This window comes from Mycoplasma sp. 4013 (assembly GCF_054353875.1).
The window spans coordinates 1-17,410 of the sequence record NZ_JBTHHK010000003.1; the positions used below are offsets into that span (position 1 = coordinate 1).

The following is a 17,410-nucleotide window of genomic DNA, read 5'->3' on the forward strand; positions in this document are numbered from 1 at the left end:
CAAAAATACAAAAATAATCCAGATTATAAAGATATGAAAGACAATTTATATTATTGAGATATTTCAAAAGGCGCTTGTTCTGTTGCATTCTTTAATATGGTATTAAACGGTGATGGTAGAACTAAAATTCATCAAATCGATAGCATTGCAAATTGAAATAAAAATAACAGCTTTTTTGATTTTGTCATTACAAATCCACCTTTTGGTAGCAAAGTTAAATTTATGGGGAATCAAAGTATTCTAAAACATTACAAACTTAATGAACATTGTAACGGACAATTAGGGGTTTTATTTATCGAAAGAGCAATGAATCTGCTTAAGGAGAATGGAATTTTAGCAATTGTGCTGCCTAGTGGTTATTTAAATAATCAACAACAAAGTTATATCAGAAAATACTTAATTGATAATTTTCATATCTTAGCAGATATCTCTTTTCCAGAAGGGGTATTTAAGGGTGCTGAAACAGGAGTAAAAACTGATGTATTATTTGTAAAGAAAACTAAACGAATACACAATTATAAAATTTTTACAGATGTAGTCAAAAACATCGGTTTTGACTTTAATACAAAAAATTTACCTCCTATTTATAAAATAAATGAAGAAAATGGTGAAATTCTAAAAGATGCGAATAATGAAGCAATTTTAAACACTGATTTACCTGAAATTCTAAAAAGAATGCAGCAGTTTGCTTATGATGAAAAAATCATTGGATTGTCACAGGTTAATCACTCGATAAATTACGGATATACCTATATGCAAGACTTAGACAGTTCATTAAAGTTAAAACCAGAATTATCAAACACAAAAATTTCTTTAATTTTAAATGATAAAAGTTTATATTCTCTGCGAGAATATAAACAAAATAATCAAAACGGATTAATTATTGAAAAAAAGACAAAAAACTTTGAAAAATCAATTATAAAAAGCAAAATTTATTCATACATCCCGATTGCTCAAACACATAGCAAAGGTTTATATACACTTTCAAACAAGCTACGTGGATGACAAATTCAAAATATTTCAAGAGCGAAGCAAATAGGTCACAAAGACAGCATTTATTTACCTTATTTATATGGTTCATATGATAAATTCTTTTATTTTAATTTGGATAATTCAGATGTCATTATCTCAAATGGTTTTTATCGAATTTATATCAATGACGAAAAGGTAAGGTATTCATTTTTTAAATTTTTATTTGATCAAAGTTATCAAATCCAATTTCAAGCTTTTGCTACTGGTCACATTCAAACCAATATTATCGAAGAACGGATATTAGACTTTCGTTTTAAATTACTTGATAAAGAAGAAATCAACCAAGTAAAACAAATGATAAAAGTATTCGATGAATGCATTAAAGTACGTGGATAACACTGCATCATAGGAATAAAAATAAACTAGCATTAGCTAGTTTGTTTTCTTCTTCTGTGTCTTAAAACAACAAGGATGATAATTCAAATAAGTCCTAAGGTCAAAATACTTGCAAGGGGGATATATGGTTTTAGTTTTGCTGAAACAATTGATTGAGAATCAATCAATGAATCTAGTTTGCTATTAATTAACTCATAACCATTTAAATTATCATTGGAATTAAATTGTTCTTTTAATGCTGCTACTTCATTTGTTGGTTTAAGTTTATCAAACTTGCTTTCTATTAAAGTTTGTAAGTATGATTTACGTTGTGTTTCTGTTTGATATGCATTATTTGCATATGAGAGTTTTTCTCTTAATGTATCTAAATCATTTGCATCGTATTTTACTGAATTTAATTCAGAAATATGAGTAACTGCTTGTAATCTTGCAGCAACATCTTCTAATGCTTTATTTAAAACTGATTTTTCACTTGCTTCTTGTTTTAAGGTTTCTAAGACATCATCATATAACTTTTGGTATGAATCTAAATAAGATGTTGAATCCAGTTTGTCTGTATATGTATCAATGTTTTTGTGATCACTTAATTTACTAATACTTTCTTCGATTTTAGAACGATATTCATTTTTTAATTTATCTTCTGATGCTTTTGCTTGAACTACTTCATTTTTATATTTTCTTAAATCGATAACATTTTTAATTTCTACATATTCATTATTATCATATTTAACAATATTTTGCGGTTGCTCAAGTTGTTTAACAGTTGATTTTATTTGATTTGTTAATGAAATTATTTCATCGGATTCGATGCTTAGAGCGATGTTAAGCAAACGATATAAAGCTTCATAGTCATTTAAATTCTCGATTTTATTATATAAACTTGTATATGTTTTAATATATGCAGGTGTAGTAAGTTTTTTTAGCATATTTGGGATTAATTCTTTTAACGATTCTTTACGTTCTGATTCGGATGTATATGCATCTGTAACATCTGCTAAGAATACTCTTAATTTTGGTATGCTGTTTGCTTTCAAAAGACTTACTTCATTATATAAACTGATGTGATCAAGGTTTTCTAAAAGTGGCATATAGTTATGAATCTGAGTTTGTAATTTTGTCTTTTCAACCGATTCTTTGCTTAATATTTCATCTAATTTATCATTTAAAGCGATTAAAGAATTTAAATTTGTTGTTTTATAAAACTTATCAGAATATATTTTGATGTTTTTTGGTTCTTCTAATAAAGCAACCTTAGCAGCAATTTGTTTTCTTAGATTTTCCTTTTGCACATCTTCACTATGTTTTGCTGCTGCAACTTTTGCTTTATAAACTCTTAGATCTTCTAGATTATCGATGTTAGCGAAATTCTTGGTATTATAGGTAAAAATATGCTCAAAGTCTTCTAATGAATTTAATAAATCACTGATTTGTTCTTTTAACAAACGAACTTCACTGTGTTCAGAATCATATACTTCAGAAATTTTTGCATACAATGCTTCATAGTAGTTAAGTTGATTGATTTGGTTGCTGTGATGGTATTTTTTGTTATATAAAATAATGTTATAGTTATCTTCTAAACCTCTTAGTTTATTTTCAATTAAGGTTTTTAATTCTGTTTTTCGTTGTTTTTCACTTTGTAAAGCATTAGAGGTATCTGTATAATACTCTCTTAAATCATTTAAATTAGTTAGTTTCAATAAATTGTTTTCATTATAAACAACTATATGATTAAAGTCTTCTAATTGTGGATATAATGATGTAATTTTAATTCGTAATTGCTCTCTTTCTTGTTCTTCTTGTTTTAAAACATCAGAAAGTTTAGCACTAAGTGGAGTGTAATTTATGAGTAAATCGCTGTTTTGCGAATTAGCATATTTTTCTGTATATGTTTGTATATTTTGCGAATCTTCTAGCTTTGCTAATTGTGAATCAATCTGTGCTTTAATTCTTGCTTTTTCTGCTGCTTCCTGTGCAAGTGCTGTATTTAATTCATCTAAGAAGTTTTGTAAATCTATCTTACTGGTAGTTGTAAACAATCGTTTAGCATTTAATTTAATAATATGCTGCGCTTCTTCTAAGTGTGGTAATTTTTCTTTAATTTCTTCACGGATGTTAAACTTAATTGTATCTTCGTTGATAACATCAACTAAGGCTTTATTAAGAGCATGCAACGAATCAATATGTGTATTTTGATTTAATTTATGAGTTCATTTGACAAAGGTGTCAAAATCGTGTAATTTAGCAATTTTGTCTGCTGTTTGTCCAAATAACTTGCTAAATTCACTTTCTTCAACTGCTGATTCAGCATCAATTTTGGTTTTAAACGATCTTAAATCATTTAATTCCTTAGAGTTTTTAATGCTGCGATATTCAGTGTTTAATGTAGCAATTTGATCAAATAATCTTAACTTACTTAATACAGTTTCAATGTGATCTTGAAGTTTTTGTTTTTCATGTGTTTCTTCAGCATACATATTATCTGTTTCTTTTAATAATTCACGAAGTTGGGTTAAAGTGGTAGCAGTTTGCAATTTATCTTTAACTTTCTTGATATTACCTTGATCTTGCAATTTTGCTAAAATCTCATTAATTTTTGCTTTTAACTGTTTTCTTTCAGTCTCTTCAGTTTTTAATGCTTGATCTATTTTATAATCTAAACCAAAATAACTATTTAAATTAGGATTTTTTTCAACTTTTGTATTTAAATCATTGAAGCTCTTGATATTATCAGGATCTTCTAATTTTGTTAAATTAGTCTTTATGTTATTTTTATATTTTTCTTTTTCTGAATTCTCCTTAGTTTGAGCTGCTGTTACTTTATTTAATAATTGTTGTAAGTTGCTTTGTCCGTTTGTTCGCGATAAAACATCCATATTATATTTACTAATATGATCAAAGTCTTCTAGTGATTCAACAATCTTTTTGATTTTTTCTCTTAAATCATACTCTTTTTGATCTTCTGCTTTAGCATTATCTACCTGGGTTTTCAATGCTCTTAAAGCATTTAACTCAGTTGTATTCTTACGTTTTAATGCTAAATTAATCGCATTATTAAAATCATGGAATTTTAACAACTCATCTATTATTTCCTTGTGTAACTTATCCTTTTCTTCATCTTCTTTTTTAATTAAATCTTGTGCTTCGTTATTTAATTCACGCAATTTATTTAAATCAGATGTAACATTGGGTTTTTTGGTTGTTATAGTCGTTTTATTAGTTGCATCTTCAAGTTGGTTAGCAAGTGTATCAATATTATTTGATAACTGCTGACGCATTTGTTCTTCTTGTTGCAATGCTTGATCAAGATCAGTTTTTAATGCTCTAAAATCGTTTAAATTATTTGTTTTCTTAGCATAATCAAATTGGTGTTTATAAGTATCTAAATTGTTTTTATCTTGTAATTTCTTTATTTTTTCTTCTATTTCTTTTTTAAGAGCTTCTTTTTGTGCTGCTTCTTCTTTTATTTCCTGTTTAACTTGATCTAAGAGTATTTTCAAACTAGTTGAATTTTTATATTCGTTTAATTGATCATAAATGCTATTTATAGTATTTTGATCATTAAGTTTTGGAACTTCAATTGTTTTAATTTCAGAAATTAAGTGTTGTTGTAATGTTTCTTCAGCAAATTGTGCATAAACTTCTTTGTCTAAATTACGCAATTCAACAAGTTTTTTAGCCGAATCCATTTTTGCTTTCAACTTTTGCTTTTCTGTTGCATTTGTTAATTTATCATAATCTTCTTTAATCTTTGCTTTTAGCCGCTCTTTTTCTTGTTCTTCTTTTGCAACTTGTGATTTAACATTAACAAATAACTCATCGAGATCTTTTGGCTGTGTAGTTTTAATAAAATCATCACTTAACAATGAACGATTAATCGGGTCCTCAAGTTTTTTTGCCTCTTCTAGTGCTTTTGCACGCACCGATTCAAGTCGTTCTTCTTCTGCCTTAACTGCATCAATATGTTTGCTTAGTTTTTCTAATTCAGCAATGGTGTTTGAATTTGCTAATGATGCACGATTTGATAATTGATTATCAGGATACATTAAATGATTAATTTTATCTTTTATTTCTTGCTTTAATTGTTCTTTTTTAGCGTGTTCTTGATCTAAAAGTTCTTGTGCTCTTTCTCTTAAAACACGCATGTGTGGAAGTTTTGTATCAGTTGTTTTTTTGTTTTCTATTTCTTGACGGTTATTATCTAATTCTAACTTGTTATATAACTGATCAATTTGGTTTGTTAATGAATTCTTTTCGAATGTCTCATCTTTTATTCTTTGTTCAGTAGCACTTTTGGTTTCTCTTAATTTAATTAAATTATTAGATGTGTTTGCTAAATCAGTATCAACTTGATTTTGATTTTCAGGATCTTCAAGTTGATTTTTAAGTTTAGCAATCTCTGCTCTCAATTCAGATTTTTCTTGTGTTTCTTTATTTATTAGAAGTTGTGCTTGATTTTTAGCATTATTAAGTTGTTCAATTGTGCTATTTTGATTATACATATTATTAACTTGTAATTGATGCTCTGATAAATCAAGTTGCGATACACTTTGCTCTATTTCGCTACGAAGTTGTGCTTTTTCGGCATTTTCAGCATCTAAGCGAGCTTCTACCTGAGGTAAAAAATTGCGATAATCATTTAAGTTTTTGCTTGATAAATTATTTAAAAACTCATTAACAAAGCTTTGATTTTCAGATTTCTCTAATTTTGAAAGAATGCTTCTTATTTTGTTTTCAGTGTCTTGTTTTTCGTGATTTTCTGCTGCTATTTGATCATTCATCTCTGATTCTAATGCATAAACAGAGTTAACATTTAAATTCTTGGTATTATATAAATTCTTAAGTTTTTGCAACTTAGCATCTAAATAAGAATGTTTATTTACATCTTGAATTTGTGCTAGTAAGTTAGGAAGTTTTGTAGAAGTGTATGTGGCACGAGCATTTTCTTCGCTATCCACTGCAGCTTGAACTTTTATTTTTAATTGATCAAGTCCGACTTTTTGAGTTGCTGCTAATAACTTGTCATTATATTTGACAACATTATTATAATCTTGAAGCGAATTAAGTAGTTGTGTAATATCATAACGTTTTTGATCTTCATCTGCAATTTCAATTAATTGGTTATTAAATTCTTCGAGTTTTAATAAATCAGTTATCGGATGATATTTTGCTTCTTGCTCATCAGCAATCTTTCGATTATGCATATTAGCAAGTAGTTTTTTAATATTATTATTTGCTTGATCGCGACGATGTATTTCGGAAGCTTTCGCTTCTTGTGCTTGCTGTAAAATACTTTCAATTGTTGATCTGCCGCGTAGATCATCGATTGCTTTATTTTGATATTTGCTTTGATTTTTGTTTGTCGGATCTTCTAAAGTCGCTACAACTTGCTTAATTTGTGCTTTTAAAGCGAGTTCTTCAGCTTCAGTTGCAACAGCAGAATTTACATCATTTAATAAAGTTTGTAAATTAGCAATGCTGCTAGTGGTATTAAGTTTATTTTGAAAATTACTTTGATTTTCTGGGTAAGTTAATTTAGTGATTGCATTAAGAATTTGTTTCTTTAAATCGAATTTTAGATTATCTTCTTCTTGTTTAAAGTTATTTATCTTAGTTTTAAGTGTTTCTAAAGAATTAATAGTATGTGATGAATTTAAATCATTATCAACTTCTTGGATATGGTTTGTTTGCTCTAATTTAGATTTAATTGCTTGAATTTGATTAGTTAAAAGTGCTTTTTGTAGATTTTCATTATTTAAAAATCCTTGTGCTTTGTTTTTTAATGCAGTTAACTGAGCAACAGATAAATCAGCATTATTCAATTCATTTTGAACATCTGATTTATGATTTTGTAATTCTAATAATGCAAGTGTTGAATTAATTTGGTTTCTTAATTCAGTTTTTTCTGTATTAACTAAATTTTCTGCTTGTGTTTTCAAGTTTTCAAGAGCATTAATTTGAGAAGTAGATGATAAATTATTTCTAATTAATTCCTTGTTTGAATCTTTTCCTAATTGATCAATTAAAACATTAATATCATTTTTTAATTGTTGAGTTTGTTGCTCTTCGTCACGAAGATATTGTTCAGCAGTTTGTTTTAGTGTTTCTAATGTAGGAATAGTTGCATTTTGTCTTTGATTAGTAATAGGATTGATATGATTATCAAGTTGTAATCTTGAAACTAAATTATCTAATTCAGTATTTAATGCTACTTTTTTAGCATCTTCTTGTGCTTTTAGATTATCAGCTTGTATTTTTAAACTTTGCAATTGTGCAATTGTTTGTGAAGTAGGTAAAGAATTATTAATGGTATCTTGGTTATTTTGAATTTCCAATAAACCTGCTGTATGAGTTATATCTGAACGAAGTTGAGCTTTTTGATTATCTTCACTAGTTTTAAATTCATTAGCTTTTTGTAATAATTGCTCTAGTGCTGCAACAGTATCTGAACTAGTTAAGCCTGTATTAATTTCATTTTTATGAGTTTCTAGTTCTAAATTTGTTAAAACAGCATTAATTTGTGCTTTTAGCTTTTCTTTTTGTTCTTGTTCAATAGTTTCTTGAATTTTCTTTTCTAATCCGATAAAGAAGTTAAGGTTATCAGTGGTTTTTAACTTATTAAATTTATCAGTATATAAAGTAATGTTTTCTTGTTTGGTAAGTTGTATAATTTTTTCATCTATTTGAACTTTTAACTCTTGTTTTAAATGACTTTCATTATTTACAGCAGCAGATGAATTAGTATACATTTTTTCAAGTGCCGACACACCACGAGTTTTCTTTAAGGTTTTTTCATTATATAAAATTAAATTTGAAAAATCTTCTAGGTTAGTAATATTTTGTCTGATTAAAGTTCTTAAATTATTTTCTTGTTCATCGATTTGTTTTTGCTGCTCTACTTTGGTTTTTAAAGAGCGAAGTTGCACTAAATTAGTTGTTGTTTTTAATTCTTCTGATAATGGTTTTGAGTTTTCGCTATCATAAAAATTACTTAAAAGGCCCTTTATTTGTGTTTGTAAATCAGTTTTTTCTCTTTGTTCTTGAGCTAACATCTCATCAGATTGAGTTTTAAGATGCTGTAGACTATATAATAAAGTTGTTTTAGGTAATTTTTCAGTTAATGTATTAATATGTTCAGGGTCTTCAGATAATGTTTTATTATGTTCAATTTGTTGTTTTAGTTGTGTCTTTTGATTATTTTCACTTATATATTGAGCATTAATTTCATTATATAAAGATTGTAAGACATTTGTATCTGCAAATTCATCAAATTTATTATGTAACTTAACTGACTCAGGGATATCTTCTAATTTTGTCAATTCTTCTTTGATCTTCTTTATCAATTCATTTTGTTTATTCAAATCAGTTAATCAAGTTTGTTTTATTAATGCTGCTTTTTTATTTAAAATATCACGATAAAATGCATCAACTTGGTGTTGACTTAGATTTTCTGGGTGTGTAATTTGACTTTGCACACTTGATATTTTATTTTCATATTCTTGATATGATTCAGATGTATATACAATCGGGTTATTTAATGCTTTATTGGTAATTTCGTGTTGCACTAAAGTAAGATCAACCTTTTTATTATAGTGATCTCTTGCATAAATTAATGCATCTTTAATAGCATCTAAACTTGCTTGTGTATATGATTGATCTTTACTTTGATTTGCTTCGGTAATTTGTTTTAAAGCATTAGTAGCAGTAGTTTTTCAATGTAAAAATTCATTTCTAGATGCTTCAGTTCATAAATTATAATCACTCGGATCAACTTTATTAACTTCATTTTGTAAAGCTGTTTTATCTGTAGATACCGATGCAACTTGCACTGGATCAAAGTCATAAACTTCTAGTATCTTAGGTCTTTTAGTTTCTCAAGCAATTTTAATTTGCACAACTTTTTGATTTTGAGGTAGGATAAATTCATTAAGGTTGTTAGTTAATGTTCCTAAGAGATGGAAGGTGTTTGTTTCATTTTCTTTACGATAATATACCTTTGCAAGCGAATTACTTTCAATGGTTAAAATACGTAAATGTTTATTAATAAGTGACTTATCATCGATGGTATAAATTAATTCACCGTTTTCTTGTTTTGGTTGATAATAAGTACTTAAATCCTTATCATGAAGAAAATCTAATTTACTATCATCGGTTGGTTCATATTTAGTTCCTGAAAAATAGTTACTAGTATAGTTAGGTTGTTGGATTTTATTATGATTTACGACTATTTCATTGATTTTAAGTTTTTTATTGCTTGGATAATTAGCTTTTATTAAAATCTTGATATATCTAGCTTTTTGATTTGAAATCGAATCGTTTCCTCAATATTTAAACCCTGGATAACGATGGTCATTGATAAGTTTAGGATTCACAGCATATTTAGAATCGTAAGAACCAGTAGCGACATTTTTTAATATTGTTGTTGAATCAGCATCGGTAGTAGTATCTCCGATACTAAAAACAGTGTGTCAAGAACTTTTATCAGATGAAACTTGTACATCCATATCCCTTGGATAATCAGATGTATCATCTTGAGTATATAAACGTAGAGATTTTATATCTGTTTGACGACCTAAATCGTAAATAATATAATTATTTGCATTAATATTTGGACCAAATTGATCGTATGTAAAAACCGAACCATCTAGTTCATTATTTCGTTCTGTTTGTGGATTTTGTGTGATATCTGTTGAATCAAATTTTGGATTTAAAGCAAGGTTTTCTACTGTAACAGTTATCTTTTTAAAACTTAAAGTTAAATCCGAACTTCCTGAGTTAAATAAAGCAATATAGCGGGCTTTAGTGTTTGCAGCAATAGTATCTGATGCAGCATCAACTCATTCATAACCATTATCAGAATATTGTAATTTTAATGCATTAGAATTAGCGGTTGAATTGTCATATTCTTTATTAAATGTCTGAATATTTTGAATTTTACTTAAATCTAAACCGATTCTCTCGTTTGCTTTTAAGGTAATATCTTGCTTTTCTTCAGGACTTTTTTGATGGTATAACTCAAATGTATCGTATCCATCATATTTAGCAAGCAAATCATTAACTGCTGCATTTTCACTATAAACATAATCAGTACTGTCTTGTTTATTTTCTGTGAATGCAATGGTATTAATATTAAATCCAAAATTTTCTGCTTTTAAGGTTCTTAAACGAAGTCCTGTAACGGTTCCAAAATTATCTGCTTTTGAAATATTAATTGTAATATCATCACCAGATAAATCATATGTTTTTCAAGGAATATAAACATTATTGATTTTCTTTTCTATACTTATTTGGCTGGTGCGATCTCCTGCTCCTGGATTTTGATCATTGACATATTTATATAACAGACGAATTGATTTAAGATTTTTTGGATTTGAAAAATTAATATCAAAACCATCATTTTGACTTAATGAACCACCTGTTGATGTCGCTTTTAATCAAGCGAATGTGTGATCATCACCATCAAACATTAAATTAGGACCTTTATTATCGTGTATTAACAAACGATTAATATCAGCAGTAGTATAGTTGTATCTATCATTATTAGTTAAAAATACTCTTATTTCATCTATACGTCATCAATGCTGAACCTCTGATGTGTTTTTAATTCTAAAATCTTTTGCATGTGCATATCCTGTTACAACTGTTGAATTTTCACCTCATTTTAAATGAGTTGAACCAAATTGTTTTCATTGTCTGCTGGTATCTTTTTCATCTTCATCTTTATATTCGATGATTGCATCTTGTGGTAAATCAGTTGCAGAATCGAATGATTGGTTGATATAAATATGTGAAACTCATTGCTTTTTATCTAAACTAAAACCTACTGTAGCATCCCTTGGAATGTTTGCACCAACATTAACATCACTGCTTCCTTGTTTACCTTGAACCACCTTGGTAAATGCAGCACCTGTTGAATCTAAATCATCAAACATTTTATCAGTGCTTTTGTTTTGATAAACAAGATACATTAAATTAGTAGTATTATCAGCATTATAACTAACATGTGAATATCTTTCTCATGTTTTATTTGATGTTAATTCACCTGAATTAATAACGAATTCTTGTAAACGAACTCATTTTTGTCTAGGAGTAGTATCATTGTTTATTAATCTTACTTTTGTTACATTTGCTATATTTTGATTATTTAAAACAATCGGATTATATTGATTTGCAGATGTAACATTAACATTTCAACCATTTACATCGGTTCAACTGCTATTTGTAGATGTTTGATATTGAACTTTTGCATTTATAAAGTAATCTTTACGCAGTCCTAAATATTTCACTTGTAATGATTTAAGGGTGATTGGTTGATTAAATTCAACACCAAAATAATCATTTTGATGTAATTGTCCACTACTATTTTTTAAAATAACTTGATACGGGTTTCCTTTGTAAAAAACTGTGTCGGTTCCGCCTTTACCCAGACTATCTTGACGTTGCAAATTAGTTATAAATGTTTGTGTCAATTTTATAGGCGGGATAAAAAGTGATGATTCAATTCTTGGTTTCAATCATGAAACTAATCAATCTAAAAATGGCATCAAATGTGAACTACCAACAATAGCATCATATGATTGTCCATTGTAGGTGATTTTATGAGTTGTTTTTAACTCATTAAGTAATTCTATTCCACGATTATAATAACTGATAAAGTCATTGCTGCTATTTTCCTGCTTTTTAATTACTGATAAAAGCAGCGCTTTTGCTGTTTGTGAAAGATTTATAAATGTATCAAGATAAACCGACATTTCCTTGTTAAATTCAGCATTTTGTGATGTTTTAAGAATACTTGCTGCTTTTTCAAAATCATGAAAATCTGTAATCAATGCTTCTGCTTTTATTTTATCAAAATGATTCGATGCTAAATTTGTTTTAAAAGCATCTATTTTAGTTTGGATTTCTTCAGACTCATCAATACTTGGATAATTACTAATATCTGGTTTTTTAATATGTTTAGCAAGTTTTAAGTATGATTGAGTTTCAATATCAAAAATATTGCTTTTATTAAGTGCGTTAGAAAATGCTGCTTGATAAATATTATTTATTTCAGTATCATTTCTTCAGATCTTTCATCCAAAATTCGCAGCAGCAAATGCAGCAATTTTTGATGCTTGTGCTTGTTGCATCGGATTAATTAATACACCTTGCAAGTTGTCTGCTGTTACATCAGTTCCAAAAAATTCTTTATAACCACCTAATATCAGTTGTGCAGGTGCATCTGAATTATTTGGTCAATTAACTCATGCAACAGGGGTTTTGTTGGTTGTAGTTTTAAATGTTGTTAAAGATGTATTATGAACCCCTGCATAAGTGCCAGTTGCTGAATTAATTATTTCAACTTCAGAAGTAAAATTAGCATAAGAGTTTGATGTTATAGTTGTATTTCTATTAGCAGGTGCATAAATTAAATTAGTACTTAAGTCACTCGTAATTTGTTGTTTTTCTTTTAATCAAGTAATTAAATCATTTAGTATTTTTGTTTCATAATGTACTTGTTGCGAAGTATTTTCAGAAAAGGGTTGGTTTTCTGCAAATAAACCAAATTTTCTTATCCCTGCTGTAATAAGTTGTTCAAATTTAGTTTTAATCTTTGATAAATTTTCATCGTAATTAGCAACTGTTATTTTATCATTTGAATCAAAAGGATCAAGCATATAAACTAAATTTATTTTAGTTTTCTTGGATTCTTGGATTAACTTTGAAAATTTATTTGTAAGTTCATCAGATGTATATTCTGTTTTTCATTGATCTCTTGTTTTTTGATCATCTTTATCAAAATATAGATATGAGTTAAGTTTATAATAACTACCTCATTTCATAAAATCTATTTTTGCATTCAAATCTCAAGGGGTTCCGTTATTATAGCTAAACACTCCACGAAGTTTTACATCTGAATAATCTTGAATATTAAATGTCTCGATTTGATCGCCATCAAGTTGATTAAGAATATGTCAAAAAGTTGTAGCACCGTAAAATGCTGCTGTGTTGTTTTTTGCTAACAAAGTAATGTAATTATGTTTTGAAGATAAAATATATGAATCATTACGTGATTTCAAAGATGCATTAAAATCAAGCCCTAATAAACTTGCTTTTTTATCAATATATGTATCGGTGTTGTCGGTTGTTCCAACTAAAATGTTTGTTTTACCATCACTATCTTCAAATGAATGACTTTCTGTAACAGTTAAATTTCTTATTTGTAAAGCTTCTTTAATTCTTGATTTAACTGCCTCATCAATTCCTTTTTCAAAAACTAAATTAACTTCTTTAGATAATAAATATTTTTTATTATCTGCATATGTTATAGATTTAACAGTCGGATAAATTTGATATATTTTATGATTGCTTGAATTATTTGGTTGTTGATTTGTTGCACTAGTAGCAGATATAGTTAATCCTACTGCCGCAGCAGCTGTTGCTGTTAAAACAAGTTTAGATTTCTTTAATCGCATTAATTACCTCTTTGTTAGATAATTAAAACACCAAAATTATTTTCTGGTTAAATTAAGGTGTTTAATTATTATCAAAATTTTCATTGTATATAATATGTAATATTATATAATAATTTAAATTCATAAGATACAATTTTTAATTTATTTATATAATAAGAACAAAAAAATTAATTTTTTATGAAAAAAATATCAACATTTATATATACAAAAATATATTTATTTTTATCATAAAAAAACCAGTTAAATATTCTTGTATTTTTTACTTTTTTTATTGATGAATTAATATTAAATTTCTTCATTTTAAATAAGATTTTAAACTAAGAAAATTAACAATATAATCCTCTTTTTATTTAAAACTATAATAAGAAAATAAAATATAATATTATTTTAGGAGAACGATGAAGCGATTTTTAAGTGGGATTAAACCAACAGGTAATTTAACATTAGGAAACTATATCGGTGCAATAAAAAATTTTATTAATCTACAAAATGAATTTCAATCACTGGTTTTTGTAGCAGATTTACATGCTTTAACAACTGGTGCAGTTGATCCAAAAGAACTACGTCAAGCACGAAAAAGTATTATTGCAATGTATTTAGCATGTGGATTAAATGCTGATAAAACTATTATATTTTATCAATCGGATGTCTATGAACATACCTTATTGCAATGACTTTGTACTTCTGAAACCACAATTGGTGAACTATCTCGTATGACTCAATTTAAGGATAAATCACAAAAACTTAAACAAGGTAATGGTACTGAAAAAATCCCATCAGGACTTTTGATGTATCCTACATTAATGGCTGCTGATATTTTGCTTTATAACCCTGATTTAGTCCCTATTGGTGAAGATCAAACACAACATCTTGAATTAACACGCAAAATCGCTGATAGACTTAATAAAAACTATAAAATGGATTTTAAAATCCCTGATGCATATATCGCAAAAGTTGGTGCAAGGATTAAATCTTTAAGCAATCCAAATGTAAAAATGTCTAAATCTGAAAGTGAAAGTGACAAAGGTGTTATTTACTTGCTTGAAGATCCACAAAGCGCTTATAATAAAGTTCTAAAAGCTGTAACTGACTCAGAAAACAAAGTATATATTTCTGAAGACAAACCTGGAATATTAAACTTATTAAACATCCATGCAGCATTAAATAATATTACTTTGCAAGAAAGTGCAAAAATGTTTGAAAATGCAAATTACAAAGAATTTAAATCTGCTGTGGCTTTAGATGTGAAAAATCTATTAATTAAAATTCAAACAAATTATCACGATGCTTTGATGAAAGTTGATTTAGTAGCAGAGCAAGGAGCAATTCAAGCTAAAGCAATAGCAAAATCAATCATAAACAAACTAATGCAAAATATGGGATTTAACGGAGAAAACGATGAAAGCAGATAAACATTTAAACCATACTACATCACATTTACTAGCAGCAGCAATTTTAAAATTATATCCAAATACTAAATTAGGTTTTGGTCCTGCAACTGATGAAGGTTTTTATTATGATTTTGAATTTTTAGAACCTTTTTCAGATACTCAATTAGCTAAAGTTGAAAAAATGATGAAAAAGATCGCAGCAAGAAATTTAATTATGCAGCAGGTATCTATTGATGAATATGATTTTGTAGATAAACCATATAAAAAAGAGTTATATAATGAATTAAAAGCAGCAGGAAAAGATATTACTTTTTATGCATTAAAGGACCCACAAAATAATGAAACTATTTTTGTGGATTTATGTGCTGGTGGACATATTGAAAATACTAAAAATATCAAACATTTTAAACTTTTAAACCTTGCTGGTGCATATTGAAGAGGTAATTCTGATAACATCCAGCTTACTAGAATTTATGGTACATCGTGAGAAAATGCTGAACAACTTAATAATTATTTAGTCCTTTTACAAGATCGTAAAGAAAGAGATCACCGTAAAATTGGTAAAGAATTAAAGTTGTTTATGTTTAATAAACTTGGTGGACAAGGATTGCCATTTTGATTGGAAGATGGAATGTATATTCATAATGAAATAAGAAATTTAGTATTACAAAATGATCGAAAATATGGATTTACCGAAGTTTTAACACCACATTTTGGAGAAAAACAACTTTACCAAATTTCTGGTCATTTAGAACACTACAAAGATGATATGTTTAAACCTATTAATATGGATGAAAATGAGCAACTTATTGCTCGTCCGATGACTTGTCCACATCATATCATATGCTATAGCAGCGAAAAACGCTCATATCGCGATTTACCAATTCGTTATAGCGAACAATCACAACTTTATCGTTATGAAAAATCAGGTGCTTTAACAGGATTAGAAAGAGTTCGTGGAATGCTACTTACTGAAGGACATCTTTTTGTAAGAAAAGATCAAATAGCATCAGAATTTAAGGCAATGTATTCTTTGATTAAAGAAACATTACAAGCATTTAAAATCCAAATTAGTTATGTTTCTTTATCACTTCGTGATAAAACAGATACTCAAAAATATTATAATGATGATCAGATGTGAGATGAAGCAGAAGCACAATTACGCGATGTGCTTAATGATTTAGGTGTAAATTATGTCGAAAAAGTTGGTGAGGCTGCTTTTTATGGACCAAAAATGGATATTCAAATTTTTACAGCACTAGGACACGAAATAACAGTTTCTACCTTGCAGCTAGACTTCTTGCTACCACAACGTTTTGATATCACATTTACTAATTCAAACAATCAAGAAGAAAGACCTGTTTTAATTCACCGTGGTTTAATCGGAACCTATGAAAGATTTGTTGCTATTTTAATCGAGCAAACAAAAGGAGTTTTACCTTTTTGACTGGCACCTAAGCAAGTTACTGTAATCCCTGCAACAAACCATAATGATGACATTGAATATGCAAAAGATATAAATAATAAACTTTTTGCTAACTTCATCAGATCAAAAGTAGATTTAAGAGATGAAAGATTAGCTAAAAAAGTACGCGAAGCACAAATGTCTAAATCGAAATTCCAAGTAATAGTAGGTGAAAAAGAAAGAATCACCAACCAAATTTCTTATCGCGCTTATGCAAGCGAACAAACTATTACAATAGGTTTAAAAGAATTTATGCAAATGCTTTTTAAACTAAAGGAAAACCGTGAATAAAAAGACTCGTAATTGATGAGTATTAGGTTTTAACATTTATTTTGTTGCAATAATTATTTTTATAGTTATTTTTAGTGGTAAAGTGGTTCCTTGAAGGATAATAACTAATTTTGTCGTTCCAGGATGAGCATTAATTGTGCTTTCTACATTGGTAACTATTTTTACCTTAATTCCTGTATTTTTACTTATTTTTTATAAAAAATATAAAGCATATCATTTTCAGTATTTAGTTATGGTTTTAGGTCTTTCTCTAACAATAGCATGAGTTCCAAGTGCTTATAATGAAAATAAGGATTTACAGTGATCGTTATACCAATATGATACTATTCCTGTATTCTTTATTTATGTTTTATTTTACTTTTTTGCTTCTTATTATATAAATCCTAAAAACATTGAAAAACTTCGTAATAAATACTTGAATAAACAAAAGAAAACATCGTAAT

General features: G+C 27.7%; 5 protein-coding genes. 4 read left to right on the forward strand and 1 reads right to left on the reverse strand.

Annotated features, from left to right (window positions below; genetic code table 4):
• On the forward strand, nucleotides 1-1,368 hold a 1,368-nt coding region (locus ACXYRO_RS01415), incomplete at its 5' end, for an HsdM family class I SAM-dependent methyltransferase (protein WP_458614091.1).
• Between the two features lie 32 nt (nucleotides 1,369-1,400).
• Here ACXYRO_RS01415 and ACXYRO_RS01420 read toward each other — a convergent pair.
• Nucleotides 1,401-13,820, reverse strand: a complete 12,420-nt coding sequence (locus tag ACXYRO_RS01420) for a beta-N-acetylglucosaminidase domain-containing protein (protein ID WP_458614092.1) — start codon at nucleotides 13,818-13,820, stop codon at nucleotides 1,401-1,403.
• Nucleotides 13,821-14,218: 398 nt separating this feature from the next.
• Between ACXYRO_RS01420 and trpS the strand changes: the two genes are divergently transcribed.
• The 3 genes from trpS to ACXYRO_RS01435 are packed head-to-tail and all read left to right on the forward strand — an operon-like array spanning nucleotide 14,219 to nucleotide 17,409.
• Nucleotides 14,219-15,232, forward strand: coding sequence for a tryptophan--tRNA ligase (gene trpS, locus ACXYRO_RS01425; protein ID WP_458614093.1), 1,014 nt, complete (start codon nucleotides 14,219-14,221; stop codon nucleotides 15,230-15,232).
• The gene (gene thrS, locus ACXYRO_RS01430) at nucleotides 15,219-16,967 is read left to right on the forward strand and encodes a threonine--tRNA ligase (protein ID WP_458614094.1); all 1,749 of its coding nucleotides are present in this window, start codon (nucleotides 15,219-15,221) and stop codon (nucleotides 16,965-16,967) included. Before trpS ends, thrS begins: the two co-directional genes overlap by 14 nt.
• Nucleotides 16,960-17,409 (forward strand): hypothetical protein, encoded by a 450-nt coding sequence (locus tag ACXYRO_RS01435; protein ID WP_458614095.1) that lies wholly within the window; start codon nucleotides 16,960-16,962, stop codon nucleotides 17,407-17,409. Before thrS ends, ACXYRO_RS01435 begins: the two co-directional genes overlap by 8 nt.
• Nucleotide 17,410: the final 1 nt, after the last annotated feature.